Source organism: Pseudomonas sp. NPDC089741, assembly GCF_044748825.1.
GTDB classification, from domain to species: Bacteria; Pseudomonadota; Gammaproteobacteria; order Pseudomonadales; family Pseudomonadaceae; genus Aquipseudomonas; species Aquipseudomonas helmanticensis.
In genome coordinates this window covers 203,886-229,135 of record NZ_JBIVGT010000005.1, presented here as the reverse complement: position 1 = coordinate 229,135, position 25,250 = coordinate 203,886, and the positions used below count along the sequence as shown (strand labels likewise).

The window sequence follows — 25,250 nt, the reverse complement described above, 5'->3', positions numbered from 1 at the left end:
GCTTATAGCTCCGAGCGCCCGCCGTCGACCACCATTTCAGCCCCAAGCATGTATCGAGAATGGTCGCTGGCCAGAAAACATACAGCTTCGGCTATTTCTTCAGCTTGAGCCATTCTCCCTATAGGCACCTGGCTTCCCGTTCTCGAAACGTAAGCAGCAAACTGTTCCTCGGTTTGACCTGATTGGCGATGCAGCGGTGTGATAACCGAACCTGGGCTGACAGCATTGACTCGAATCTGTTGATCCAGCAATTCTGCTGATAACGTGCGAGCGAATGACCGCACAGCGGCTTTGGACGCGGAGAGTAGCGATCTACCGGGCGCGCCAATCTGGTTTAGCCAGGAGGTGTTGAGGATGATGCTGCTGCCTTTGGGCATCACCGGCACCAGCGCCTGCACGGTGAAGTACACACCTTTGACGTTTACGCCCAGCAGATGGTCGATCATGGCGTCATCTGTTGCTGCCAAAGGCGTTCCATAAGCGACCCCTGCGTTGGCGAACAGAATATCCAGACCGCCGAACGCCTGTTCAACCTGTTGGCGAACCCGTTGCATATCGGCCTGAATGCTGACGTCGGCCTGGATAGCAATAACCCCAGAGCCAAGACCGCTGGCGGCTTCCATCAAGCGATTCATATTCTGCCCGGTGATAGCGATCTTCGCGCCGTACGCGACCATCCGCTGAGCCGTAGCCAGGCCAATTCCTGAAGAACCGCCAGTGATCAGTGCTGCTTTTCCAGTCAACATGTCGAAACCCTGTGCAGAAAACATTTCAAGACAGGGTGTCTTGTGCGGTCTCGACTGGCGAGGCAGATTTTTGTGTGGTCATCTAAAGAAAAAATTGCGGGACGGCGGGGTAGTCTCGACCCATCGCATTAGACAGAAATCGACCCAATGCAGTCGTTCTCAAACTCGCGTTATTACAGAGTGTTTTCGAGTGATTAACGTGAGATAGGTTTTGCGTACCCAGTGACCTGATGCAAAATGCGGAATGGTCAATTCAACGCCGAGCCTAGCATGAACGTTATCAGTGCAGCGATGTATCAATCGAAACACACCAGAGCGCCGCATCCGGTGTTTACGATTGACTCCATTCCACTTGGAAACTGGATCAAGGGCGTCATTTACGACGCCATCGGTAACGACGACACAGATGGACTGGTTCCCGCACAAGGCTGGCTGACCGATGACGATCACTCGCGCTACGCGTGGCAAGTTCTCGAACCTAACGCAGAAGACTCCTCGACGATAGTACCGCTATTGATTTGCCCGGATGATATGGACTTGAGCTGCACTGTTGCGGTGGTTGAGCAAGTGATTCGTGGTGAGACTGTAATTTGGGAGCGTTTTGGCAGGGCCGTCGACATCGTTTCCGGCGTCATCACTGCGGTTGCCTGGAATGAAAAAAATCAGAGGGCTTTATTCCAGAAGGTTCAGTTTCAAGACGCGTTGTCAGCATTCAAAAGGCTCACTGAACATGAGTGGGTTTGATCGAACCAGAACAGTCGTTCAAAGTACGACTTGTACCGGCCTGTTCGATCAAGGCACTAGAGAAAAACTCAATATGAATCTGACAATCCGCAACGAACAATCTGAAGACATCCAGCGCATTGCCGCGCTGACCCTCACGGCGTTTGAGCACGAAGAACATTCCAGCCACACAGAACACTTGATTGTCGATGCGCTGCGTCGCGCCGGGCAATTAACTATTTCACCGGTCACTGTGTCTTCGGATGCGACAGGCTGGTACGGGCTCGGGCCAATATCCGTGTGACGAAACCGGCAAGGCCAAGGTATCGGTTCAGCCCTGATGAAAGCCTCTCTGGCGCAGTTGCAAGACCTGGGCGCAACTGGCTGCGTAGTGCTGGGTGATCGTGATTACTATAGTCGCTTTTGTTTCAAAGCCAATGCTGGATTGGAGTTGCCCGGGGTTCCTCAAGAGTATTTCCAGGCGCTTTCCTTCAGTAGTGATTTACTGGTAGGCACAGTGCTGTATCACGAATCTTTCGACGCCACGGAGTAAGCTCTGAGACCACCAGTTGTACATTTTCAATGGGCCAAAAACAGGGCGAGTTGAACGTCTGCTTCTGGCCGAAAGCTGCCCTATGCGCAACTCCCTATCACTCCGAGTATTGCCAAATCAACGAATCCACACACGGCCTCATCCAGAAACAATGTCAAACGCAGCGCTACCCAACACCACCCCATTAACCATCACCCGCACCCCATGCCACCCCACAAAATGCTTGCGCGTCGTAAAATCCTTAATCACCTGCCGCCGCCCCACAACCACCTCCCCAAACCCCACCAAATCCATCACCTTCAACTTGAAAACCTTCCGCGAAACCCCGCCATTCGCCTTCACATAGTCAATCGCATAATCAATCACCAACCGCTGCTCATGCGCCACGGTCGACTTCACCGTAAACGACAAAACAATCGCATCCCCCAGCCGCAACACCGCCGGCTCAACCCGCACATCCAACAACTCAACCTCAGCCTTCGCCCCCGCGCCAATCACCGTCAGCGCCCGCAAATCCCCCTGCTTGATCAAACTCCGCAACGCATGCTTGGCAATCCACGCCGTGTGCTTGTTCTCCAACGACCAACCTTCAATCCTGTCCAGCACCCACTCCGGATGCACCTTCGTCACATCATTCAAATGATTCGCCACCGACTTGCGCACGTACAAACTTTCGTCCGCCTTCAACCGATTCAATATCCCCGCCGTCAATCGCGGGTCCGCCTGCACGGCTTCCAGTCGAAACGACCAAGGCAGGCGAGGGCGGCTGCCTTCGCTGGCTAAGCGACGCACATGGTGATTCTCATCCAAAGCCCAGTCGTGCATCAGTTCCAGCGCGCGTTCCAGATCACTGCGCAGAAAGTGGCGGATGGCAAATTCGGATGAGCCGAACGTGGTGAAGTACTTCAGCGCATCCATCGAGGTAGCAAACGCATGCCCGCCATAGCTCGCGACGTAATGCGGCAGGCACATGCTGACGAATCCGCTGTTCAGCCTTGGCGCGAGTTCACGCAATACATCGAGGGTGTCTTCGTACCCCATCGGCAGCACGGCGTGCAGACTTTCGCTGACACGGGCCATGCGCTGCATCACCGATAGCTCGGCGAGGCCTTCATTGGCGTGCTTGAGAAATGCCTTGGCTTTGAACGCGGGATACACCGCGCTCATTTCGTCGGCGATATGCCGCAAGCGTTCGGCGTTGAAGATTTCCTTGAGGGCGGGAGCGGCAGTTTCGGTGGCGCTCATGGTCAGGTCATCGGTGTGCTGATGAAGGCTTCGAGGCTTTCCGCGTATGCAGTGTATTGGGCGATGCGCGGGTAGCGGTCGTTGTCGATCTGGTCGGGCACGACGAGGCCGGTGAAGCTCCAGGCGACAGCAAGGCTGATGCCGTCCTGGGCGAGGGTGCCGTCGGTGGGCAAGTGGTGGGTGTCGAGTTCTGTTTCCAGCGCGGTGAACGCGGCGGCGAGTTGGCTTTCGACGCGTTCGATCCACGGCTGGTATTGGATGTCGGCCGGGCGCAGGTTGCGTTCGTAGTAGAGCTGCACGGCTTTTTCGCAGGCGGCGAGGCTCAGGCCGATCAGGCGCAGGGCGCGGGCGCGTTGGCTCAAGTCGGTCGGCAGCAAGCTTTTGCCTGTAGCAGATTCGAGGTAGTCGAGGATCAGCGTGGAGTCCATCAGCACCACGCCGTCATCGAGAATCAGCGTCGGCGCTTTGACCACCGGGTTGATCTGCTGGAATTGCTCGAAGTGGCGGAACACCGAGACCGCCTCGTGTTCGAGGTCGATGCCTAAGCGTTTGGCGGAGATCGCCACGCGCCGCACGTAAGGAGAGTCGAGCATGCCGATCAGTTTCATGACGCGTTCCTTCAAGTCGAACCGGTGGGAAGGCATAACCTAGCCGAGCTTGAAGGAATTGTCAGTCGTCGAAGCCGACCTGTTCGTGAATTTCGTCGACCTTGAGTTCCAGGCGATAGGCGACGGCGATGAACAGCGCCTGGCACAGGCACAACGTCGCGCTCAGCGAGCGGAAGGCGAAGGAGCTGCCTTCGTTGACCAGCAACACGGTGTTCGCGCGTTTGGCCAGCGGCGAGAGGTTGCTGTCGGTGAGGATCAGGGTTTTCGCCTGCTGGTGCTGGGCGATGCGCAGGCAGTGTTGGGTTTCCTTGGCGTACGGGGTGAAGCTGATTGCGATGACCAGATCGTTGGCGCGCACGCTGCGCATCTGTTCGCGGTAGCTGCCGCCGAGACCGGAGACCAGGTGGATGCGCTTGTTGGTGTGTTGCAGGTTGTAGACCAGGTAGTCGGCGACCGCGAAGGAGCGGCGCACGCCAACCACGTAAATGTTGTCGGCGTTGACGACGAGGTCGACGGCTTTTTCGAACGCGGCGTCGTCGAGTTCCTGGCCGAGACGTTCGATGCCGGAGAGGGTGGCGTCGATGCATTCACGGGCGAGGTCGCCGCCGCTGGCCTTCTGCGACTTGTTGGCGATCATGCTGCGGATGCGTTGCTGGTAGTTCTGCACCGGCGTGGCTTTGTGCGTGTAGGCCTCGCGGAACAAGGCCTGCATTTCGCTGAAACCGCTGAAGCCGAAGCGCTGCGAGAAACGCACGATGGCCGACGGGTGCACTTCGCACTCGCGGGCGATGTCGCTGATGCGATCGACCATGATCCGGTCGCTCTGCTGGCTCATGTAACTGGCGATGCGTTTGAGCTGGCGCGGCAGGGCTTCATATTCTTCGGTGATCAGTTGCAGCAGGCGCTCGGCATTGATCGGGGGGCTGGCGAGGTCGCGCTCGGACGTTGGCTCGTCGGTAGCCGGCTGATCGGTGCGGGACATAAAGAATCCTTCTGGCTTGTTCTTATAGGGCTGACGAATCGGTCAGCCCCTGACAATAGGTGGGCTGTGCGCAGTCTACAGGGTAGGCCGGAATAAAATCTCCGGCATGCAATCGGCGCTCACGCTGCTGAATCGATGCACTGCGGCTAGGACGGTCGTACAAAAGTTTATTGGAAAAAATATTCCACGTAAAAATTATTTGGAATATTTATTGATTGTTCGGTTCCAGTCGTTTTAGTCTGCATCCACCAAGAGTGTTCGGCACGGCCACCGTCCCGAACGCAGGCTGATAAAAATAACAGGAGCCAGCATGGGCCAGACTCGTTTTGCCAGTGGGCGTCAATTGGATCTGATTTGCCTGGGGCGCCTTGGCGTCGACCTCTATGCGCAGCAAGTCGGCGCGCGGCTGGAGGACGTGTCCAGCTTCGCCAAATACCTCGGCGGCTCCTCCGCCAATATCGCCTTCGGCACCGCGCGGCTGGGCCTCAAGTCGGCGATGTTGAGCCGGGTCGGCGACGACCACATGGGCCGTTTTCTGCTTGAATCGCTGGCCCGTGAAGGTTGCGACGTCAGCGGTATCAAGGTCGATCCGGAACGTCTGACCGCCATGGTCCTGCTCGGTCTCAAGGACCGCGAAACCTTTCCGTTGGTGTTCTACCGCGAGAACTGCGCCGACATGGCGCTGCGCGCCGAAGACATCAGCGAAGCCTTTATCGCCTCCAGCAAAGCCTTGCTGATCACCGGCACGCATTTCTCCACCGACGGTGTCTACAAGGCGAGCATCCAGGCCCTGGATTACGCCGAGAAGCACAACGTCAAACGCATCCTCGACATCGACTATCGCCCGGTGTTGTGGGGCCTGGCCGGTAAGGCGGACGGCGAAACCCGTTTTGTCGCCGATCAGAACGTCAGCCAGCATGTGCAGAAAATCCTCCCGCGTTTTGACCTGATCGTCGGTACCGAAGAGGAGTTTCTGATTGCCGGTGGCTCGGAGGATTTGCTCACCGCGTTGCGCAATGTGCGGCGGGTCAGTGCGGCGACATTGGTGGTCAAGCTCGGCCCGAAGGGCTGCACGGTGATTCACGGGGTGATTCCGGTGCGTCTTGAAGACGGCGCGATTTACCCCGGCGTGCGCGTTGAAGTGCTCAACGTGTTGGGCGCTGGCGATGCGTTCATGTCGGGCTTCCTCGCCGGTTGGCTGGAGGATGCGAGCGACGAGCGTTGCTGCCAGCTCGCCAATGCCTGCGGCGGTCTGGTGGTGTCGCGGCATGCCTGTGCACCGGCGATGCCGACCCGTGCCGAACTCGATTATCTGTTCGACAGCCCGGTGCCGATCACCCGGCCGGATCAGGACGTCACCTTGCAGCGACTGCATCAAGTCAGCGTGCCGCGCAAACAGTGGAAGCAGCTGTTCATCTTTGCCTTCGATCATCGCGGGCAACTGGTGGAACTGGCGCACAAGGGCGGACGCGATCTCGACGCGATCTGCCAACTCAAACAACTTTTCATCCAGGCCGTGGAGCGCGTCGAAGCCGATTTGCGTGAGCAGGGCATTGAGGCCGACGTCGGGCTGCTGGCCGATCAGCGTTTTGGTCAGGACTCGCTGAACGCTGCCACCGGGCGTGGCTGGTGGGTGGCGCGCCCGGTGGAGGTGCAGGGTTCGCGGCCGCTGGCGTTCGAGCACGGGCGCTCGGTAGGCAGCAATCTGATTGCCTGGCCGCAGGAGCAGATCATCAAGTGTCTGGTGCAGTTTCACCCGGACGATGAACCGCTGCTGCGCCTGGAGCAGGAAGCGCAGATCAAGGGTTTGTATCAGGCGTCGCTGGTCAGTGGGCATGAGTTGCTGCTGGAGATCATTCCGCCGAAGGATCTGCCGTCGGCGCACCCGGACGTACTTTATCGCTCGCTGAAACGCCTCTACAACCTGGGCATTTATCCGGCGTGGTGGAAGATCGAGGCGCAAAGTGCCGAGGAATGGCAACAGCTCGATGAGTTGATTCAAGAGCGCGATCCGTACTGCCGTGGCGTGGTGCTGCTGGGGCTGAATGCGCCGGCGGCGGAATTGGCCGCAGGCTTTCAGCAGGCGAGTCAGAGCCGGACTTGCCGAGGGTTTGCCGTGGGCCGGACGATTTTCCAGGCGCCGAGCCGGGCGTGGATGGCCGGCGAGATCGACGATGAAACGCTGATCAGGCAGGTGCAGGACACGTTTGTCGAATTGATCGAGGCGTGGCGCTCATCGCGCAGCTAAGCATTCAACCGAACACTGTAGGAGTGAGCCTGCTCGCGATTGCGGTGCGTCAGGTAACCCTGAATTGAATGTGCCACCGCTATCGCGAGCAGGCTCACTCCTACAGGAGAGCGGTGGTGGTCTTAATGATTGATGTAAAAACAATAAAAGGTGCAGCCATGCCCGCTATCCGAATTGGCATCAACCCGATCTCCTGGAGCAACGATGACTTGCCGTCCCTGGGTGGCGAGACGCCGCTGAGCACGGCGCTGAGCGAAGGCAAGGAGATCGGCTACGAAGGTTTTGAGCTCAACGGCAAGTTTCCCAAGGATGCCAAAGGCGTCGCTGACGTGCTGCGGCCTTACGATCTGGCGTTGGTCTCCGGCTGGTATTCCAGCCGTCTGGCGCGCCGTTCGGTGGCCGAAGAAATCAACGCCATCGGCAGCCACGTCGAGCTGCTGGCGAAGAATGGCGCCAAGGTGCTGGTTTACGGTGAGGTCGCTGACTCGATTCAAGGCCAGCGCATTGCCTTGGTCGAACGCCCGCGTTTCCACACCGAACAAGCCTGGCAGGCATACGCCGACAAGCTCACCGAGCTGGCGCGTTTCACCCTGTCGCAAGGGGTGCGTCTGGCCTATCACCACCACATGGGCGCCTATGTGGAATCGCCGTCGGACATCGACAAGTTGATGGCGCTGACCGGCAGCGAAGTCGGCCTGCTGTTCGATTCGGGCCACTGCTACATGGGCGGCGGCGAGCCGTTGCAGGTGCTGCGCAAACACATCGAACGCATCTGCCACGTGCATTTCAAGGACGTGCGCAAACCGGTGGTGCAACTGGCGCGCAATAATCTCTGGAGCTTCCCCGACTGCATCATCAACGGCACGTTCACCGTGCCGGGCGATGGCGATATCGATTTCGGCGCGTTGCTCGATGTGCTGCTGGCCGCCGATTACCACGGTTGGCTGGTGGTCGAGGCCGAGCAGGATCCAGCCGTGGCGCCGAGTTATGTCTACGCGAAAAAAGGCTTCGACACCTTGCGTGCGCTGCTCGACGAGAGGACCCGCTGATGAGCCTTTTGGTCAAGAGCAACGCCAGTGGCCGAAGCATGGTCGAGTTGGCCAAGGGTGAGTTGGAATACGTCGGGTTCGCCGCGTATCGCTTGAGTCTCGGCGAAACCTTGCCGGTGGCTGCCGGCGATAAGGAGTTGTGCCTGGTGCTGCTCAGCGGGCGCATCAGCCTCAAAGGCGAAGCACCGGGGCAGGGCGCGTTCGACTGGGACAACCTTGGCGATCGGCAATCGGTGTTTGAAGACAAGTCGCCGTTCGCCGCCTATTTGCCGCCGGGCAGTCAGGCCCAGGTGACCGCGCTCAGCGACGTGCAAATCGCCGTGTGTGCCGCGCCCGGCTCGCCCGACCACGCTTTCGGCCCACGGCTGATCAGGCCCGACAGCATGAAGCGCAGTGTGCGTGGTAAAGGCGCAAACACCCGTTACGTCTGCGACATCCTCCCGGACACCGAGCCTGCGCATTCGCTGTTGGTGGTGGAGGTGCGCACGCCGTCCGGGCATTCGTCGAGCTACCCGCCGCACAAGCACGACACCGATGACCTGCCGCATCAGAGCTTTCTCGAAGAAACCTATTACCACCGGATCAACCCGCCGCAGGGCTTTGTGTTCCAGCGCGTGTACACCGACGACCGCAGCATCGATCAGGCCATGGCCGTGGAAAACAGCGACCTGGTCGTGGTGCCCAAGGGCTATCACCCGGTCAGCGTGCCTTACGGCTACGAGTCGTATTACCTGAACGTGATGGCCGGGCCGAAGCGGGTCTGGCAGTTCCATAACGATCCTCAGCACAGTTGGCTGCTCGACCTCTGAATTCCAGCACTTGCACGGAGAACAACAACAATGAGCGACACCCAGGTTTTGGGCCATTACATCAACGGTCAGGTGCAGGACGGCGGCGAACGCATCAGCAATGTGTTCAATCCAGCCACGGGCGCGGTGCAGGCGCGTGTTGCGCTGGCCAGCCAGAAGACCGTCGACGAAGCGGTAGCCTCGGCGCTGCAGGCGTTCCCGGCGTGGTCGGAGCAGTCGTCGCTGCGCCGTTCACGGGTGATGTTCAAGTTCAAGGAACTGCTCGACCGCCACCACCACGAGCTGGCAGAAATCATCAGCCGCGAACACGGCAAAGTGCTCTCCGACGCCAAGGGTGAAGTGACCCGTGGCATCGAGATCGTCGAGTACGCCTGTGGCGCGCCGAACCTGCTGAAAACCGATTTCAGTGACAACATCGGCGGCGGTATCGACAACTGGAACCTGCGTCAGCCACTCGGTGTGTGCGCCGGGGTGACGCCGTTCAACTTCCCGGTGATGGTGCCGCTGTGGATGATTCCGCTGGCGCTGGTAACCGGTAATTGCTTCATCCTCAAACCGTCGGAACGCGATCCGTCGGCAAGTCTACTGATGGCGCGATTGCTCACGGAGGCCGGTTTGCCCGATGGCGTGTTCAACGTCGTTCAGGGCGACAAAGTTGCGGTGGACGCCTTGCTGCAACACCCGGACATCGAGGCGATCTCGTTTGTCGGGTCGACGCCGATTGCCGAATACATCCACCAGCAAGCGACTGCGCGCGGCAAGCGTGTGCAGGCACTGGGCGGCGCGAAAAATCACATGATCGTCATGCCCGATGCCGATCTCGATCAAGCCGCAGACGCTTTGATCGGCGCGGCTTATGGCTCGGCGGGCGAGCGCTGCATGGCGATTTCGATTGCCGTCGCGGTGGGTGATGTCGGCGACCAGCTGATCGCAAAACTGTTGCCACGCATCGATCAGCTGAAAGTCGGCAACGGCATGCAGGGCGACAGCGACATGGGGCCGTTGGTGACGGCTGACCACAAGGCCAAGGTTGAAGGTTTTATCGATGAAGGCGTGGCGCAAGGTGCGCAACTGATCGTCGATGGGCGCAACTTCAAGGTGCCGGGCGCGGAGAACGGTTTCTTCGTCGGGGCGACGCTGTTCGATCACGTCAGCACCGAGATGAGCATCTACCGACAAGAAATTTTCGGCCCGGTGCTGGGCATCGTTCGCGTCCCCGATTTCGCCAGCGCCGTGGCGTTGATCAATGCCCATGAATTCGGCAATGGCGTGTCGTGCTTCACCAGTGACGGCGGCATCGCCCGGGCGTTTGCACGCACGATCAAGGTCGGCATGGTCGGTATCAACGTGCCGATTCCAGTGCCGATGGCGTGGCACTCGTTCGGTGGCTGGAAGCGCTCGCTGTTTGGCGATCATCACGCTTATGGCGAGGAAGGCATTCGTTTCTACAGCCGCTACAAAAGCGTGATGCAGCGTTGGCCCGACAGCATCGCCAAAGGCCCTGAATTCAGCATGCCCACCGCCAAATAACGTCTTTCTGCGGAGAACCACTGTCATGAGCAAACCCCCGCGTTTCGCCCTGAACCGTATGGTCGCGCCACGCTTGTCCCTGCCGGCCTTCATTGAACTGGCGGTAACCCTGAAAGCCGACGCCATCGAGATTCGTAACGACCTCAAGGGTGTCGAGATCGAAGACGGCACCGCTCCGGAGCAAGTGCGTGAATTGTGCGCGGCGAAAGGCATCACCGTGCTGTCGATCAATGCGCTGTATCCGTTTGATGTGTGGAATGACCAGCGTCGTGCGCAGGCCTTGAAGCTCGCCGCGTATGCCCGCGATTGCGGCGCGCAGGGCCTGGTCATGTGCCCGCTGAATGATCGTGCCGACCGCCGCAGCCAGGCCGAACGCGCGGCGGGTTTGCGCACCGCGTTGTCTGAACTGGCGCCGATTCTGCGCGATCACGGCATCCTTGGTTTCGTCGAGCCGCTGGGCTTCGAAGAGTGTTCCCTGCGTCGCAAATACACGGCGGTGGAGGCGATCAAGGCGGTCGGCGGGCTGGATGTCTTCCGTCTGGTGCATGACACCTTCCACCATCATTTGGCCAGGGAGCAGGAGTTCTTTCCCGAGCTGACCGGGCTGGTGCATATCTCCGGCGTCGAAGATGCCGAGGCACCGCTGAACAGCATTCGTGATGGTCATCGCGTGCTGGTGGGCGAGGGCGACATACTCGGGAATGCCGCGCAGATCGAACAGCTGCTCGCCAGTGGCTACGACGGTTACCTGTCATTCGAGCCCTTCGCCGACAGCGTGCATGGCCTGACGGATATCCGCCAGGCCATCGGCGCCAGCATGGCTCACCTGCAAAACTCCCTGACCTGACAATCCCCCGGCCCGAGCCTGCGGCAGCTCCTACGGGGGTAGTTGTACTTTTGAAGGATTGGTTATGACCACAACAAGACTGACCATGGCCCAGGCCCTGGTGAAATTCCTCGATAACCAGTACATCGAGGTCGATGGGGTTGAAAGTAAATTCGTCGCCGGGATCTTCACTATTTTCGGTCACGGTAACGTGCTCGGCCTCGGTCAAGCGCTGGAGCAGGACAGCGGCGACTTGATCGTCCATCAGGGCCGTAACGAGCAGGGCATGGCGCACGCTGCTATCGGTTTCGCCAAGCAACACCTGCGGCGCAAGATCTACGCCTGTTCCTCTTCGGTCGGCCCCGGCGCGGCCAACATGATCACCGCTGCCGCCACGGCCACCGCCAACCGCATTCCCTTGCTGCTGTTGCCCGGCGATGTCTACGCCTGTCGCCAACCCGACCCGGTGTTGCAGCAGATCGAGCAGTTCCACGACTTGAGCATCAGCACCAACGACGCCTTCAAAGCCGTGAGCAAATACTGGGACCGCATCAACCGTCCCGAGCAGTTGATGACGGCGGCGATCCACGCCATGCGCGTGCTCACCGATCCTGCCGAAACCGGCGCCGTGACGCTGGCCTTGCCGCAAGACGTGCAAGCCGAAGCCTACGACTACCCGGATTATTTCCTGCAAAAACGCGTGCACCGCATCGAACGTCGTCCGGCCACCGAAGCGATGCTCGGCGACGCGCTGGCACTGTTCAAAGGCAAGCGCAAACCGCTGATCATCTGTGGTGGCGGTGTGCGTTACTCCGGGGCCAATGCGGCGTTGCAGGCGTTCGCCGAACGCTTCGACATTCCTTTCGCAGAAACCCAGGCCGGCAAGAGCGCGGTGGTGTCCAGCCATCCGCTGAACGTTGGCGGCATCGGTGAAACCGGTTGCCTGGCGGCGAATCTGCTGGCCAGTGAGGCCGATCTGATCATCGGTGTCGGCACCCGTTACAGCGATTTCACCACGGCGTCGAAATCGCTGTTTCAGCACCCGGACGTGCAATTTCTCAACCTCAACATCAGCCCGTGCGATGCGCTGAAACTCGACGGCGTGCAATTGCTCGCCGACGCCAAAACCGGTTTGCAGGCGTTGTCGCAAGCTCTGGGCGATTACCGCTCGAGCTGGGGCGAGCAACCGCGCCAAGCCAAGGCGCAACTGGATGAGGAGGTCGAGCGGATCTATCAGGTCGACTACCAGGCCAAGGATTTCGTCCCGGAAATCAACGACCACATGGACCCGGCCGTGCTGCGTGAATTCATCGAACTCACCGGTTCGTGCCTGACCCAAAGCCGCGTGCTCGGCGTACTCAATGAAACCCTGGCCGACGACGCGGTGATCGTCGCCGCTGCCGGCAGTCTTCCCGGCGACTTGCAGCGCAGTTGGCGCAGCAAGGGCGTCAACACTTACCACGTTGAATACGGCTATTCCTGCATGGGTTACGAAGTCAACGCCGCGTTGGGCGTGAAGCTCGCCGAGCCTGACCGCGAGGTCTACGCACTGGTCGGTGACGGCTCCTACATGATGTTGCACTCGGAGCTGGCGACCTCGATTCAGGAGCGCCGCAAGATCAACGTGGTGCTGTTGGACAACATGACTTTCGGTTGCATCAACAATTTGCAGATGGAACACGGCATGGACAGCTTCGGCACCGAGTTCCGTTTTCGCAATCCCGAGACCGGTAAGCTCGACGGCGGTTTCGTGCCGGTGGATTTCGCCATGAGTGCGGCGGCTTATGGCTGCAAGACTTACAAGGTGAATAACGTCGAAGAGCTGCAAGCGGCACTGGGCGATGCGCGCTTGCAGACGGTGTCGACGCTGATCGATATCAAGGTGCTGCCGAAGACCATGATCCACAAATACCTGTCGTGGTGGCGGGTCGGTGTGGCGCAGGTGTCGACCAGCGCACGCACCGATGCGGTGGCCAAGACCCTTAATGAACGACTGGCCAAGGCCCGTCAGTACTGATTGCCCCTGAATCGAACAATAATCTCGCAGGAGAGAATCGCATGGCTTTGAAGATTGGCGTCATCGGAACCGGGGCCATCGGCCAGGATCACATCCGTCGTTGCAGCCAGACCTTGCTCAACAGTCAGGTCGTCGCGGTCACCGACATCAATTTGCAGCAAGCAGCGAAAGTCGTTGCCGATCTGAAACTGACCGCCGAGGTCTATCCCGACGGCCATGCGCTGATCAAGGCGCCAGAGGTCGAGGCGATCCTCGTCACGTCCTGGGGGCCGAGCCACGAAGAGTTCGTGCTCGCAGCGATTGCCGCCGGTAAACCGGTATTTTGCGAGAAGCCGCTGGCGGTCACTGCAGCCGGCTGCCGCAAAATCGTCGAAGCCGAAGTCGCCCACGGCAAGCGTCTGGTGCAGGTCGGTTTCATGCGGCCGTACGATGAAGGTTATCGCGCGCTCAAAGCGGTGATCGACAGCGGCCAGATCGGCGAACCGCTGATGCTGCACTGCGCCCACCGCAACCCGAGCGTGGGCGAAAACTACAAGACCGACATGGCGATCACCGACACGCTGATCCACGAACTGGATGTGCTGCGCTGGTTGCTCGATGACGACTACGTGTCGGTGCAAGTGGTGTTCCCGCGCAAATCGAGTAAAGCGCTGGCGCATTTGAAAGACCCGCAAATCGTCCTGCTGGAAACCGCCAAGGGCACGCGTATCGACGTCGAGGTCTTTGTGAATTGCCAGTACGGCTACGACATTCAGTGCGAAGTGGTGGGGGAGACCGGGATCGCCAAACTGCCCGAGCCGCAACAGGTGCAAATGCGCAGCGGCGCGAAGCTGTCGAACGCCATTCTGATGGACTGGAAGGATCGCTTCATTGGCGCCTACGACGTTGAGTTGCAGGCCTTCATCGACGGCGTGCGCGCAGGCCAGGTCGGTGGCCCTTCGGCGTGGGATGGCTTCGCCGCAGCGGTCGCAGCGGACGCCTGCATCGAAGCGCAAAACAGCGGGCAGATCGTCAAAGTCACCCTGCCAGAACGCCCACATTTCTACGGCTGATTGATCGTTCCCACGCTCCGCGTGGGCATGCATCCCGTGATGCTCTGCGTCACAACACGGACGCAGAGCGTCCATGGCGGCGTTCCCACGCAGAGCGTGGGAACGATCAACAGGAGAAAGACATGCGCATCGCACTGGATCCTTACATGTACCGCAATCTGTCCCTGGGCAAGATGGTCGACAAGGTTGCCGAGCTCGGTTACGAACACATCGAGCTGTCCCCCCGGGAAGATTTTCTGCCGTTCTACAAGGCGCCGCGCGTCGACAAGGCGCGCATCAAGGAGTTTCGCAAAGCCCTGAGCGACACCGGGGTCAAACTGTCTTCGTTATTACCGATGTACCACTGGGCTGCCGCCGACGAAGGCTTGCGCGTGGCCGCCGTGCGTAACTGGAAACGCGCGATTCAGATTGCCGTGGCGATGGATTGCGAGCTGGTCAACACGGAATTCACCGGTCAATCGGATAACCCGCTGGTGTGCGAAAACCAGTTCATGCGCTCCATGGATGAATTGATCCCCGAGTTCGAACGCGAAGGCATCAAACTGGATATTCAGGCGCATCCGTATGACTTCTGTGAGCGCAACAACGAGTCGGTGGACATCATTCGCGGGCTGGACCGCGACTGGGTCAACTACCTCTATGCCGCGCCACACACGTTTTTCTACGACGACGGCGTCGGTGACATTGACTCGATGCTCAAGTACGCCGGTTCGAAACTCAGCCACCTGATCATCGCCGACACCTACAACCACAAGGCCTCGTCCGGGTTGCGCTATATCGTCAATCCGCCGGGCGTCACCGCCACCGTGCATCAGCATCTGGACATCGGTCAGGGCGAAGTCGACTGGGCAGCGTTTTTCGGCACGTTGCGCGAGATCAAGTTCGACGGCATCGCCACGGTCTCGGTGTTCGCCTGGGAAGACCGGCCGGACGAGTCCAACCAGATGATGCTGGAGCGGGTCAAAAGCGAACTTTGCCGCTGAGGCCGCACCTATCCCTTGACTGATCGTCCCTACGCTCCGCGTGGGAATGCAGCCCGGGACGCTCCGCGTCCCACCAGCGGACGCAGAGCGTCCATTGATGCGTTCCCACGCAGAGCGTGGGAACGATCAAGAAGGAGTCGAATCATGCGTATCGGACTTGTCGGTTACGGCCATGGCGGCCGGTTTTTTCATGCACCGCTGATTAGCAGTTTGTCCGGGGCGACCTTCGCCGGTGTGGTCACGCGTTCCGCCGAGCGCCGACAGTTGCTCGCTGCCGAGTACCCCGGCGTGCCGGCCTTCGACAGCATTGGCCAACTGGTCGAGGCGGGTGTCGATGTATTGGTTATTTCCACGCCGCTGAAGGGGCGGCCGGCGCTGGTGCTCGATGGCCTCGAGCACGGGGTGATGGTGGTCAGTGACAAACCCTTCGCCGCCGATGCGCAACAGGCGCAGACCTTGATCACCATGGCCGAACGCCAAGGCGTGCGGCTCAGCGTTTATCAGAACCGCCGCTGGGATTCCGATTTCCTCACGGTGCGCAAACTTATCGAGTCCGGTGCGTTGGGGCAGGTCACCCGCTTCGAATCGCGGGTCGAACGCTACTCGCCGCAATCGGTGAACAACGGCAGTGGCGGCGGGTTCCTGCGCGATCTCGGCAGCCATCTGGTCGATCAAGCGCTGCTGCTGTTCGGCCCGGTCAGCCGCGTGTACGGCGAACTGGATTACCTGGAAAAAGCGCAGACCTACGACAACGGTTTTTTCGTCTCGCTGACCCATGCCAGCGGAGTGATCTCGCACCTGGGCGGCAGTTGCCTGCAAAACACCCCTGGCCCGCGCTTTCGCGTCACCGGCACACAGGGTTGCTACAGCGTCGATGGCCTCGACGGTCAGGAAGCTCAGGCGTTGGCCGGGCTTTCGCCGAAATCGGCGGGCGAGCGCTGGGGCGTCGAAGAGCATCGCCGTTGGGGCTGGTTCGAACAGGGCGAGATTCGAGAGCGGGTGCCGTCGGAACGGGGCTGCTGGAATCAGTTCTATCTGCAGCTACAAACCGCGTTACACAACGGCGGCCCATTGCCCGTGGAGGCCCGTGATGCACTGGCTGCCACCCGCGTTCTGGACGCCGCACGGCTGAGTGCCGAGCGTGGCCAAGTGATCGATTTGCCGGCGTTCGAAGCGGTTGGAACAAATTTAGAATAAAATTCTAAAATGAGTTGAATTAGAATTAAATTTCCAATAATGTCGTTTGCAGGTTACCGACATCCACGTCCGATCTCAGTTTTGAATGAGAGCAGGGCGAACCAAAAACAAGAAACAGAAACCAGGTACCGTCGATGAAAACCTTCAACGCTGCACTGTCTGTTTTACGCCTCGCGCAACGCTTCTTTCGCGACCTGCCTCGCGCCTCGTTACATTTCTTCGTTCGCCTGCTCTGCGTCGAGCGCAACGGTGCCCTGGTCTGCTGCATCCCCGGCGCCCCGATCGTCCGTTTGCCCGTTCACTGAAATCGTCACGCCTCATCCATAAAACCAACAAGAATGTGGAGAAAGACCTTTCATGAAGACCCCGATCCGTTTCACCGCACTTGCCCTGTCCCTGCTGTTCGCCAGCGGCGCAGCATTGGCCGACATGCGCATCGGCGTGAGCATGTCGCAGTTCGATGACACCTGGCTGACGTACCTGCGCGAATCCATGGACAGCAAGGCCAAGTCCTATCCCGATGGCGTCAAGTTGCAATTCGAAGACGCGCGCAGCGATGTGGTCAAGCAGTTGAGCCAGGTCGAAAGTTTCATCAGTCAGAAAGTCGATGCGATTGTCGTCAACCCGGTGGATACCGCCGCGACCCGCAAAATCACCGAAGCCGCGGTGAAGGCGGGTATTCCGCTGGTCTACGTCAACCGCCGTCCCGATGATCTGAAGCTGCCCAAAGGCGTGGTCACGGTCGCTTCCAACGATCTTGAAGCTGGCGAAATGCAGATGCAGTACCTCGCCGACAAAATGGGTGGCAAGGGAGAAATCGTCATCCTGCTCGGCGACCTCGCCAACAACTCCACGACCAACCGCACCAAGGGCGTGAAAGAGGTGCTGGCGAAATACCCGAACATCAAGGTCGAGCAGGAACAGACCGGTATCTGGCTGCGCGATAAAGGCATGACGCTGGTCAATGACTGGCTGACCCAGGGCCGCAAGTTTGATGCGGTGGTCTCCAACAACGATGAAATGGCCATTGGCGCCGCCATGGCCCTGCAACAGGCCGGGGTCGACAAGGGCAGCGTGCTGATCGCCGGTGTCGACGGTACGCCCGACGGGTTGAACGCGATCAAGAAAGGCAGCATGGCGGTCTCGGTGTTCCAGGACGCCAAAGGCCAGGCTGACGGTTCCATCGACACCGCCGTGAAGATGGCGAAAAACGAGGCGGTCGAGCAGAACGTCTGGGTACCGTATCGCCTGATCACTCCGGAAAACGTCGACACCTTCAAATAGTCCGTCGGTTCAATAACAACAATAAACACGCAAGGTGGCTGCGGCGACCTTGCTGATGGAGTACCTGATCATGTTCGCTTCAGCGACTGCTTCGAGCACCCTCCCGTTGGCGGGCATCCAGCCAGCAACGACCTTTGTCGATGAGCCGTACCTGCTGGAAATCACCAACATCAGCAAGGGTTTTCCGGGTGTGGTGGCCTTGTCCAATGTGCAATTGCGTGTGCGCCCGGGCTCGGTGCTGGCGCTGATGGGCGAGAACGGCGCGGGTAAATCGACGCTGATGAAAATCATCGCCGGTATCTACCAGCCCGACGCCGGCGAACTGCGTCTGCGCGGCAAACCGGTGGTATTTGAAACACCGTTGGCGGCGTTGCAGGCGGGGATCGCGATGATCCACCAGGAGCTCAACCTGATGCCGCACATGAGCATCGCCGAAAACATCTGGATCGGTCGCGAACAGCTCAATGGCCTGCACATGATCGATCACCGCGAGATGCATCGCTGCACCGCGCAATTGCTCGAGCGCCTGCGCATCAACCTCGATCCCGAGGAGCAGGTCGGCAACCTGAGCATCGCCGAACGGCAGATGGTCGAGATCGCCAAGGCGGTGTCCTACGACTCCGACATCCTGATCATGGATGAGCCGACCTCGGCCATCACCGACAAGGAAGTGGCGCACCTGTTCTCGATCATTGCCGACCTCAAGGCACAGGGCAAAGGCATCATCTATATCACCCACAAAATGAACGAAGTGTTCGCCATCGCCGATGAAGTGGCGGTGTTTCGCGATGGCGAATACATCGGCCTGCAACGCGCCGACAGCATGGACGGCGACAGCCTGATTTCAATGATGGTCGGCCGCGAACTGAGCCAGTTGTTCCCGGTACGCGAGAAGCCGATCGGCGACCTGCTGCTGTCGGTACGCGACCTCAAGCTCGACGGGATTTTCAAAGGTGTCTCGTTTGATCTGCATGCCGGCGAGATCCTTGGCATCGCCGGGTTGATGGGCTCCGGGCGCACCAACGTCGCCGAAGCGGTGTTCGGCATTACCCCAAGTGACGGCGGCGAGATTCGCCTCGATGGCGAAGTGGTGCGCATCACCGATCCGCACATGGCGATCGAGAAGGGCTTCGCGCTGTTGACCGAGGATCGCAAGCTCAGCGGGTTGTTCCCGTGCCTGTCGGTCTTGGAAAACATGGAAATGGCGGTGCTGCCGCATTACGCCGGCCACGGTTTTATCCAGCAGAAAGCCTTGCGCGCGCTGTGCGAAGACATGTGCAAGAAGTTGCGGGTGAAGACCCCGTCGCTGGAGCAATGCATCGATACCTTGTCTGGCGGCAATCAGCAGAAAGCCTTGCTGGCGCGCTGGCTGATGACCAATCCGCGCATCCTGATTCTCGATGAGCCGACCCGTGGCATCGATGTCGGTGCCAAGGCCGAGATCTACCGGCTGATCTCGCTGCTGGCCAGTGAAGGCATGGCGGTGATCATGATTTCCTCGGAGCTGCCGGAAGTGCTCGGCATGAGCGACCGCGTGATGGTCATGCACGAAGGCGACCTGATAGGCACCCTCGACCGCAGCGAAGCGACGCAGGAGCGGGTAATGCAGTTGGCATCAGGCATGACGCTCAATAGTTGATCCAATTCCCTGTGGCGAGGGAGCTTGCTCGCGCCGGGTTGCGAAGCGACCCCAAAAAAGCCTGGGCCTGCCGCGTAGTCCAGCGCGAGCAAGCTCCCTCGCCACAAAAGGCTGTCCGCAGATTTCATTTTTGAAGGGTAAGTGGCTATGAACGCGATACTGGAAAACAAGCCAGCAACGGTGCCGACCAAGAGTCGTCGGCGCTTTCCGACTGAACTGAGCATTTTCCTCGTGCTGATCGGCATCGGTCTGGTTTTTGAAGTGTTCGGCTGGATCGTCCGCGACCAGAGCTTCCTGATGAACTCGCAGCGCCTGGTGCTGATGATCCTGCAGGTGTCGATCATTGGCTTGCTGGCCATTGGTGTGACCCAGGTGATCATCACCACGGGTATCGACTTGTCCTCGGGTTCCGTATTGGCCCTGTCGGCGATGATCGCCGCCAGCCTGGCGCAGACCTCGGACTTTGCCCGGGCGGTGTTTCCGTCGCTGACCGACTTGCCAGTGTGGATTCCAGTGATCGCCGGGCTCGGCGTCGGCTTGCTGGCGGGTGCGATCAACGGCAGCATCATTGCAATCACCGGGATCCCACCGTTCATTGCGACCCTTGGCATGATGGTCTCGGCGCGTGGTCTGGCGCGCTATTACACCGAAGGTCAGCCGGTGAGCATGCTCTCCGACTCCTACACCGCGATTGGCCATGGCGCGATGCCGGTGATCATCTTTCTGGTGGTGGCGGTGATCTTCCACATCGCCCTGCGCTACACCAAATACGGTAAATACACCTACGCGATCGGCGGCAACATGCAGGCGGCGCGGACGTCCGGGATCAACGTCAAGCGCCATCTGGTGATCGTCTACAGCATTGCCGGGTTGCTCGCAGGCCTGGCCGGTGTGGTTGCCTCGGCGCGTGCCGCCACCGGGCAGGCGGGGATGGGCATGTCGTATGAACTGGATGCGATTGCCGCAGCGGTCATCGGCGGCACCAGTCTGGCGGGGGGCGTAGGGCGCATTACCGGTACGGTGATCGGGGCGTTGATCCTCGGGGTCATGGCCAGCGGCTTTACCTTTGTCGGTGTGGATGCGTATATTCAGGACATTATCAAGGGATTGATTATTGTTGTGGCGGTGGTCATCGACCAGTACCGCAACAAGCGCAAACTCAAGCGCTGATTCCGAAGCACACTGCAAAATGTGCCACGCCTGCCCGCGTGGCGCAGCCGTTTGTCTTCTATATAAAGCCGCTTGACTGAATTTCTTGCTATAAACGCACTCCGATGACCGCTGTGAAGCCTGTGTCAGAGCAGTTTCCGGGCGTTGTCGGACAAATTCCCGGTATTTACAGTTGCTGAGGCCTCAAGTCGGCCTTAGACTGCCGCCCCTCGTAAATTGAGTGCCGGGTGGCATTTGCAATAAACGATGCCTTTTCGATGACCGCACGCGGATCGCCGAAACGCTCCCTAATTCGCCTTAATGCACGTTTTTTTATAGAGATATCAATGACAAAGGACAAGTTGCTGGCCATGCCGGCAGATGACTACATGAATTCCGAGCAACACGCTTTCTTCACTGAGCTGTTGCAGAACATGAAAGTCGAAACCCACGAGCGCATTGAGCAAAACCGTATCGCCATCGAAAGCCTGGACACTCCGGCCGACCCGGCAGACGCGGCTTCGGTTGAAGAAGAGCGCACTTGGCTGGTCAACGCGATCGATCGCGACCAGCGCATGCTGCCACAACTGGAACAAGCCCTTGAGCGCATCAAGGAAGACAGCTTTGGCTGGTGCGACGACAGCGGCGAGGCCATTGGCCTGAAGCGCCTGCTGATCAGCCCGACCACCAAATACTGCATCGAAGCTCAAGAGCGTCACGAGCAGATCGACAAGCACCAGCGTCAGGCCTGATTCTGTGAGGTGCCCTTTTAATTAGGGGCGCCTGGAAAAGATCGCAGCCTTCGGCAGCTCCTACAGGGGGTTGTTGGGGGCTGCGATCTTTGCTTTTGTTCGTCTGCGATATTCCACGCGGTTCATTGACCTGCTGCAGACCCCACGACTAACGGACCATGGATAATGGCGTTGTAGTGGCGTTTAATGCAGGCACAATAATGAGAACAAGCGTGGGGTGTTGATATGACGAGAGATGGATCTCTGGTTGGGGCTTTGCCTGCACCAGTGCTTTTGCCGAAAAACCGCTGGCTCGCACCGACGTTGCAAAGCATCGCCCTGATGCTGTTGCTCGCCGGCATGACGCTGGGTGAGTGGTCGCTTTACTTGGGCATGCCGTTGGCCGTGCTGATTGTCTGGCTGCCGCGCCTGCGTTCGCGCACGGTCACCGATGTCGCGCCTGCCGATAGCGGCAACGCGATGTCGGAACTGACCCGTGATCTTTCCTATACCACCAGCCATAACGCGTTGTCGGCGGCCGGTGTGGCGTTTTCGGTCAAGGAACTGGCGAGCAAACTCGAATCGCAACTCGATGCGGCAGCACGGATCGTCAGCAACGCCGAGGTGATGATTGCCACCGAACAGGCCACTTCGCAACTCAGCCGAGAAGCGCTGGAGGCCGCGAGCGAGGCGCATCACAGCAGCGCCGCCGGGCGTACCGAACTGGCCGATTCGATCTCGCGGATGCATCAACTCAGTCAACGCGCCAACGCCAGCCGCGAATTGATCGAAGCCTTGAGCGTGCGCAGCGACGACATCCAACGCGTGACGCTGGTGATTCAGTCGATTGCCAGCCAGACCAATCTGTTGGCGCTGAACGCGGCAATCGAAGCGGCGCGGGCCGGCGAGCATGGCCGTGGTTTCGCTGTGGTCGCGGACGAGGTGCGTGGTCTGGCGGCGCGTACCGCGTCGGCGACCGGCGAGGTCGGCGAGATGGTCGCCGACATTCAGCAGCGTACGGCGCAAGTGGTCGAGCAGATCCGCCAACTGTCGAGCGATTTGCACACCGGCGTCGAGCAGGTCGAACACACCGGCCAGCATCTGGACAACATCGCCCGGCTGGCTGCCGGCGTGGAAACCCAGGTTGGCGAAATCGCCCGAGGTGCAGAAACCAACCGCGAACAACTCGACAGTCTGTTCAAGGCTGTCGGGCAGATGCGCAGCGATCTGGCGATCAGTGATCAACAGACCCGGCGCCTCGCCGACGCTGCGGTGCAGATGGAAGGGCAGGCGGAGACCATCAGCGAACGCCTCGCCGAAGTCGGTCTTGATGACTATCACCAGCGTATCTACGACCTCGCGCGGGAAGGCGCGAACCAGATCGCGGCGCGTTTCGAAGCGGATGTCGAGCAGGGGCGGGTCAGCCTGGAGGATCTGTTCGATCGTCAATACCAGCCGATTGCCAATACCCAACCGGCGAAGTTTCAAACCCGCTTTGACCGCTACACCGATCAGGTGCTGCCGGCGATTCAGGAACCGTTGTTGCCGCGCCATGAAGGCCTGGTGTTTGCGATTGCCTGTACGCAGCAAGGTTATGTGCCGACACACAATCAGCTGTTCAGTCAGCCGTTGACCGGTGATGCGCAGATCGATGCGATCAACAATCGCACCAAGCGCAAGTTTGCCGACCGCACCGGCATTCGCTGCGGCAGCCACCAACAACCGGTACTGCTGCAAACCTACACGCGCGATACCGGCGAGCTGATGCACGACCTGTCGGTACCGATCATGGTCAAGGGGCGCCACTGGGGTGGATTGCGTTTGGGCTACAAGCCGGAAAGTCCGCGCTGAGCAATTGTTACCGCTGGTGCAATGAATCTGTGCACGAGGGTTGCTGTTTCCTTGCGAAAGAAAGCATTAATCTGCCTACATAGTTAGGCAGCTAATGATTTCGCGAGGTCAGTATGCAATCAAGAGTCGATGTCGCAGTAATGATCGGCAGTGGCGTGCCCGCCTGTTTGCGCGCATTGGGTCAAAGCGTCTGCTGGGTCGTGCTGCTCAATGGCGAGCGGCGCGGTACCGCGTTCGCCAGTCGCGACGAAGCCGAGGAGTGCAAGGCTGCATGGCTCGCGCAATTGCAAGCCGAGCCGGGCGACAGCCTGCACTGATCCGGATTATTTACCGCGGTGCAGACGCACGTTCAGCTCGTCGACCATCACGGCTTCCTCGCCGTCGGCGCGCAGCCACTCCTTGAGCAATTGCGCCTGTTGCGGCGTCCAGAAGTCGGCTTCGATCAGTTTGATCTCGGCAGCCAGCGGGTGCGCTTCGATGAAGTCGTCGATTGCGCCGTCTTCCGATGGCAGTCCCAGTTGATCGAACAGGGTTTTCAGGTCGTATGCAGGCAGTTCCATCGTGTGCTCCTTGGTGGGTGCGCCGGTATGGCGCAGTCGATCTCTCTCTTTATCTGAGGCAGTCGCTGGCGCGGAGTTCGATTTGTGATTCAAGTGAACGGGCGAGGGCGCAGGCTTCGTTATGATCCTCGCGGAAACCTCTTACAAGTCCCGTCGATTTTTCCTTGATGTGAAAGAAGGCATTGCCGGCAGGGATTACCTGAAAGCGTGGGGTTTGCTCGTATTGCCCGGCGCTGGACAGATCGCTCATGCCGTTCACATGCAGGATGAGTGACGACTTTATGCTGGCGTCAGCGGGCCGGGCGAAGTGAGTCAAAGTGCACATATGAAGTCCTTTTCATGGGGCGGCCGGTATTTACAGGCCGTTTTGGGTAGTCGTAGTGAGCATCGCTGCTCTAGAATCGCCAGTACCTGTTGACGACTGCGCTTATCTAAAGCAATTTTTCGCGAGCGATATGTCGGAAAAGAGCTTTTTTTCGTGAGAATTTTCCCTAAAGTTCGTAGTCAGCTTTCTCTGTGCACCGTTAAGGAATTTTCCTTCGAGTTTTGGCGACATCGGGGCAAGTTTCGCGAGTGACAATCCAGTAGTCTTACGAACCTCGCGATGATTGAGCAGTCTGCTCAGTTCGAGCTTTTTATTTGAGTCACCGGCAGTTCCATCGGCCTGGCCGTTTTTTGCCGTGCGCGTTTTCCGTGCACGGTTTTTTCAGATGTGGGGATGTTTCTTTGGCAGTCAGTAACCTCGATATGCATGCTTTGTTCGTGCTGGGTGATTTGCGTGCAAAGCTGGTCAAGCAGTTCCAATCGCGTTTTGTTTACATCACCGAGCAAAACGCCGAAGGCATCTACGTCGCCGAGATCGATACCGAAAGCGCCTTGGTAGTCGATGACAAACCCGGGCTCAAGCTCAAGGTCGGCGATCATTTCAGCGCTTCGGTCCTGCCCAGCCGTGAAGGCGGCAAGATGGACATCCGTTTTCGCGAAATCAAACTGACGGTCTATGGCCTGGGCGATTACGCCTTTGTCTCGACGGCCGACGGTCAGGCGATTCTGTTCAAGGAAGGCCACAGCGTGGTGACGGTGTTCGCCGCCAATCAACAACTGCAGGAAGGCCTGACCAAAACCCTGAAAGCCGTCACCGCCAAAGCCGCGAAGTGGCGCAAGGGCGAGCTGATTACCTTCAAGGCAAGCGAGTGAGCACAGCGTTGAGTCGCGCCGATTTCCATTCGCAAAACCTCGACAGCGCACGTGATGAAGCCCGCCGCCTGTTTGCCGCTAAGGCCCAAATGCAAGGCGCGTGGCTGGGTTGGGTCGCCGCGCAGATCTACACGTTGCGCCCCGCGGCATACGCCAGCATGGTCAGACGCGAGCTACAAAGCTTGCAGGAAAAGTCTGATTCGTAACCTCGTCCGGGCTCGGGCCCGGAAAAAGCAGGAACCTCGGCTACAGTCAGTTGACTGAGTATTCA

25 protein-coding genes and 1 pseudogene are annotated in these 25,250 nt (G+C 59.2%); 20 read left to right on the top strand and 6 right to left on the bottom strand.

Going from position 1 to position 25,250, the window contains the following annotated elements:
• Positions 1–2: 2 nt before the first annotated feature.
• Complete coding sequence (locus ACIPZE_RS08160; RefSeq protein WP_400772319.1) at positions 3–746, bottom strand: SDR family oxidoreductase; 744 nt, start codon at positions 744–746, stop codon at positions 3–5.
• A 270-nt stretch (positions 747–1,016) separates the two neighbouring features.
• On the opposite strand from ACIPZE_RS08160, the gene ACIPZE_RS08155 reads away from it, so the two are divergent.
• Positions 1,017–1,490, top strand: a complete 474-nt coding sequence (locus tag ACIPZE_RS08155) for a hypothetical protein (protein ID WP_283436868.1) — start codon at positions 1,017–1,019, stop codon at positions 1,488–1,490.
• Between the two features lie 73 nt (positions 1,491–1,563).
• A pseudogene (locus ACIPZE_RS08150) lies at positions 1,564–2,022 on the top strand (GNAT family N-acetyltransferase).
• 138 nt (positions 2,023–2,160) lie between these two features.
• Here the strand turns inward: ACIPZE_RS08150 and ACIPZE_RS08145 are convergent.
• The 3 genes from ACIPZE_RS08145 to ACIPZE_RS08135 all read right to left on the bottom strand — a co-directional run bounded on the left by ACIPZE_RS08145 (position 2,161) and on the right by ACIPZE_RS08135 (position 4,857).
• Entirely contained in the window at positions 2,161–3,267 is a 1,107-nt protein-coding gene (locus ACIPZE_RS08145; RefSeq protein WP_283436867.1) for a DNA alkylation repair protein, read from the bottom strand.
• A 2-nt stretch (positions 3,268–3,269) separates the two neighbouring features.
• Positions 3,270–3,875 carry a glutathione S-transferase gene (locus ACIPZE_RS08140; protein ID WP_283436866.1) on the bottom strand — a complete coding sequence of 202 codons (606 nt, stop codon included), beginning with the start codon at positions 3,873–3,875 and terminating at the stop codon, positions 3,270–3,272.
• Positions 3,876–3,936: 61 nt separating this feature from the next.
• On the bottom strand, positions 3,937–4,857 hold the full coding sequence (locus tag ACIPZE_RS08135; protein ID WP_400772316.1) for a MurR/RpiR family transcriptional regulator: 921 nt from the start codon (positions 4,855–4,857) through the stop codon (positions 3,937–3,939).
• A 310-nt stretch (positions 4,858–5,167) separates the two neighbouring features.
• Between ACIPZE_RS08135 and iolC the strand changes: the two genes are divergently transcribed.
• From iolC to ACIPZE_RS08055, 16 genes are all read left to right on the top strand, one after another.
• Entirely contained in the window at positions 5,168–7,105 is a 1,938-nt protein-coding gene (gene iolC / locus ACIPZE_RS08130) for a 5-dehydro-2-deoxygluconokinase (RefSeq protein WP_400772313.1), read from the top strand.
• 158 nt (positions 7,106–7,263) lie between these two features.
• Positions 7,264–8,154: a myo-inosose-2 dehydratase gene (gene iolE / locus ACIPZE_RS08125; RefSeq protein ID WP_400772311.1), complete on the top strand. Its 891-nt coding sequence runs from the start codon at positions 7,264–7,266 to the stop codon at positions 8,152–8,154.
• On the top strand, positions 8,154–8,963 hold the full coding sequence (iolB, locus tag ACIPZE_RS08120; RefSeq protein WP_400772308.1) for a 5-deoxy-glucuronate isomerase: 810 nt from the start codon (positions 8,154–8,156) through the stop codon (positions 8,961–8,963). The genes iolE and iolB overlap by 1 nt, the downstream gene beginning before the upstream one ends.
• Positions 8,964–8,993: 30 nt before the next feature.
• Positions 8,994–10,493 carry a CoA-acylating methylmalonate-semialdehyde dehydrogenase gene (locus tag ACIPZE_RS08115; protein ID WP_400772306.1) on the top strand — a complete coding sequence of 500 codons (1,500 nt, stop codon included), beginning with the start codon at positions 8,994–8,996 and terminating at the stop codon, positions 10,491–10,493.
• 25 nt (positions 10,494–10,518) lie between these two features.
• A complete protein-coding gene (locus ACIPZE_RS08110; protein WP_400772303.1) occupies positions 10,519–11,340 on the top strand; it encodes a TIM barrel protein in 822 nt (273 codons plus the stop codon).
• 64 nt (positions 11,341–11,404) lie between these two features.
• Complete coding sequence (gene iolD / locus ACIPZE_RS08105) at positions 11,405–13,336, top strand: 3D-(3,5/4)-trihydroxycyclohexane-1,2-dione acylhydrolase (decyclizing) (RefSeq protein ID WP_400772300.1); 1,932 nt, start codon at positions 11,405–11,407, stop codon at positions 13,334–13,336.
• A gap of 41 nt (positions 13,337–13,377) precedes the next feature.
• The gene (locus tag ACIPZE_RS08100; protein WP_283436860.1) at positions 13,378–14,388 is read left to right on the top strand and encodes a Gfo/Idh/MocA family protein; all 1,011 of its coding nucleotides are present in this window, start codon (positions 13,378–13,380) and stop codon (positions 14,386–14,388) included.
• A gap of 122 nt (positions 14,389–14,510) precedes the next feature.
• Positions 14,511–15,371, top strand: coding sequence for a sugar phosphate isomerase/epimerase family protein (locus ACIPZE_RS08095; protein WP_400772298.1), 861 nt, complete (start codon positions 14,511–14,513; stop codon positions 15,369–15,371).
• A 144-nt stretch (positions 15,372–15,515) separates the two neighbouring features.
• Complete coding sequence (locus ACIPZE_RS08090) at positions 15,516–16,568, top strand: Gfo/Idh/MocA family oxidoreductase (RefSeq protein WP_400772295.1); 1,053 nt, start codon at positions 15,516–15,518, stop codon at positions 16,566–16,568.
• Positions 16,569–16,702: 134 nt separating this feature from the next.
• Positions 16,703–16,873 carry a hypothetical protein gene (locus ACIPZE_RS08085; RefSeq protein ID WP_283436857.1) on the top strand — a complete coding sequence of 57 codons (171 nt, stop codon included), beginning with the start codon at positions 16,703–16,705 and terminating at the stop codon, positions 16,871–16,873.
• Positions 16,874–16,925: 52 nt separating this feature from the next.
• Entirely contained in the window at positions 16,926–17,852 is a 927-nt protein-coding gene (locus ACIPZE_RS08080; RefSeq protein ID WP_129392526.1) for a sugar ABC transporter substrate-binding protein, read from the top strand.
• A gap of 70 nt (positions 17,853–17,922) precedes the next feature.
• Positions 17,923–19,491 (top strand): sugar ABC transporter ATP-binding protein, encoded by a 1,569-nt coding sequence (locus ACIPZE_RS08075; RefSeq protein ID WP_400772292.1) that lies wholly within the window; start codon positions 17,923–17,925, stop codon positions 19,489–19,491.
• A gap of 147 nt (positions 19,492–19,638) precedes the next feature.
• Positions 19,639–20,661 carry an ABC transporter permease gene (locus tag ACIPZE_RS08070; RefSeq protein ID WP_105704970.1) on the top strand — a complete coding sequence of 341 codons (1,023 nt, stop codon included), beginning with the start codon at positions 19,639–19,641 and terminating at the stop codon, positions 20,659–20,661.
• 326 nt (positions 20,662–20,987) lie between these two features.
• Positions 20,988–21,392: a TraR/DksA family transcriptional regulator gene (locus ACIPZE_RS08065; protein WP_008084239.1), complete on the top strand. Its 405-nt coding sequence runs from the start codon at positions 20,988–20,990 to the stop codon at positions 21,390–21,392.
• A gap of 225 nt (positions 21,393–21,617) precedes the next feature.
• Positions 21,618–23,222: a methyl-accepting chemotaxis protein gene (locus ACIPZE_RS08060; RefSeq protein WP_400772288.1), complete on the top strand. Its 1,605-nt coding sequence runs from the start codon at positions 21,618–21,620 to the stop codon at positions 23,220–23,222.
• A gap of 113 nt (positions 23,223–23,335) precedes the next feature.
• The gene (locus ACIPZE_RS08055; protein WP_129392535.1) at positions 23,336–23,539 is read left to right on the top strand and encodes a hypothetical protein; all 204 of its coding nucleotides are present in this window, start codon (positions 23,336–23,338) and stop codon (positions 23,537–23,539) included.
• A 6-nt stretch (positions 23,540–23,545) separates the two neighbouring features.
• Here the strand turns inward: ACIPZE_RS08055 and ACIPZE_RS08050 are convergent, their stop codons facing one another.
• Together ACIPZE_RS08050 and ACIPZE_RS08045 are read right to left on the bottom strand one after the other, a co-directional pair.
• The gene (locus ACIPZE_RS08050; protein WP_129392538.1) at positions 23,546–23,782 is read right to left on the bottom strand and encodes a DUF2789 family protein; all 237 of its coding nucleotides are present in this window, start codon (positions 23,780–23,782) and stop codon (positions 23,546–23,548) included.
• A gap of 49 nt (positions 23,783–23,831) precedes the next feature.
• A complete protein-coding gene (locus ACIPZE_RS08045) occupies positions 23,832–24,107 on the bottom strand; it encodes a hypothetical protein (protein WP_400772286.1) in 276 nt (91 codons plus the stop codon).
• Between the two features lie 422 nt (positions 24,108–24,529).
• Here ACIPZE_RS08045 and ACIPZE_RS08040 point away from each other — a divergent pair, with 422 nt between their 5' ends.
• Positions 24,530–24,979, top strand: a complete 450-nt coding sequence (locus tag ACIPZE_RS08040; protein WP_164979468.1) for a hypothetical protein — start codon at positions 24,530–24,532, stop codon at positions 24,977–24,979.
• A gap of 8 nt (positions 24,980–24,987) precedes the next feature.
• Positions 24,988–25,185, top strand: a complete 198-nt coding sequence (locus ACIPZE_RS08035; RefSeq protein WP_129396114.1) for a hypothetical protein — start codon at positions 24,988–24,990, stop codon at positions 25,183–25,185.
• Positions 25,186–25,250 lie beyond the last annotated feature (65 nt).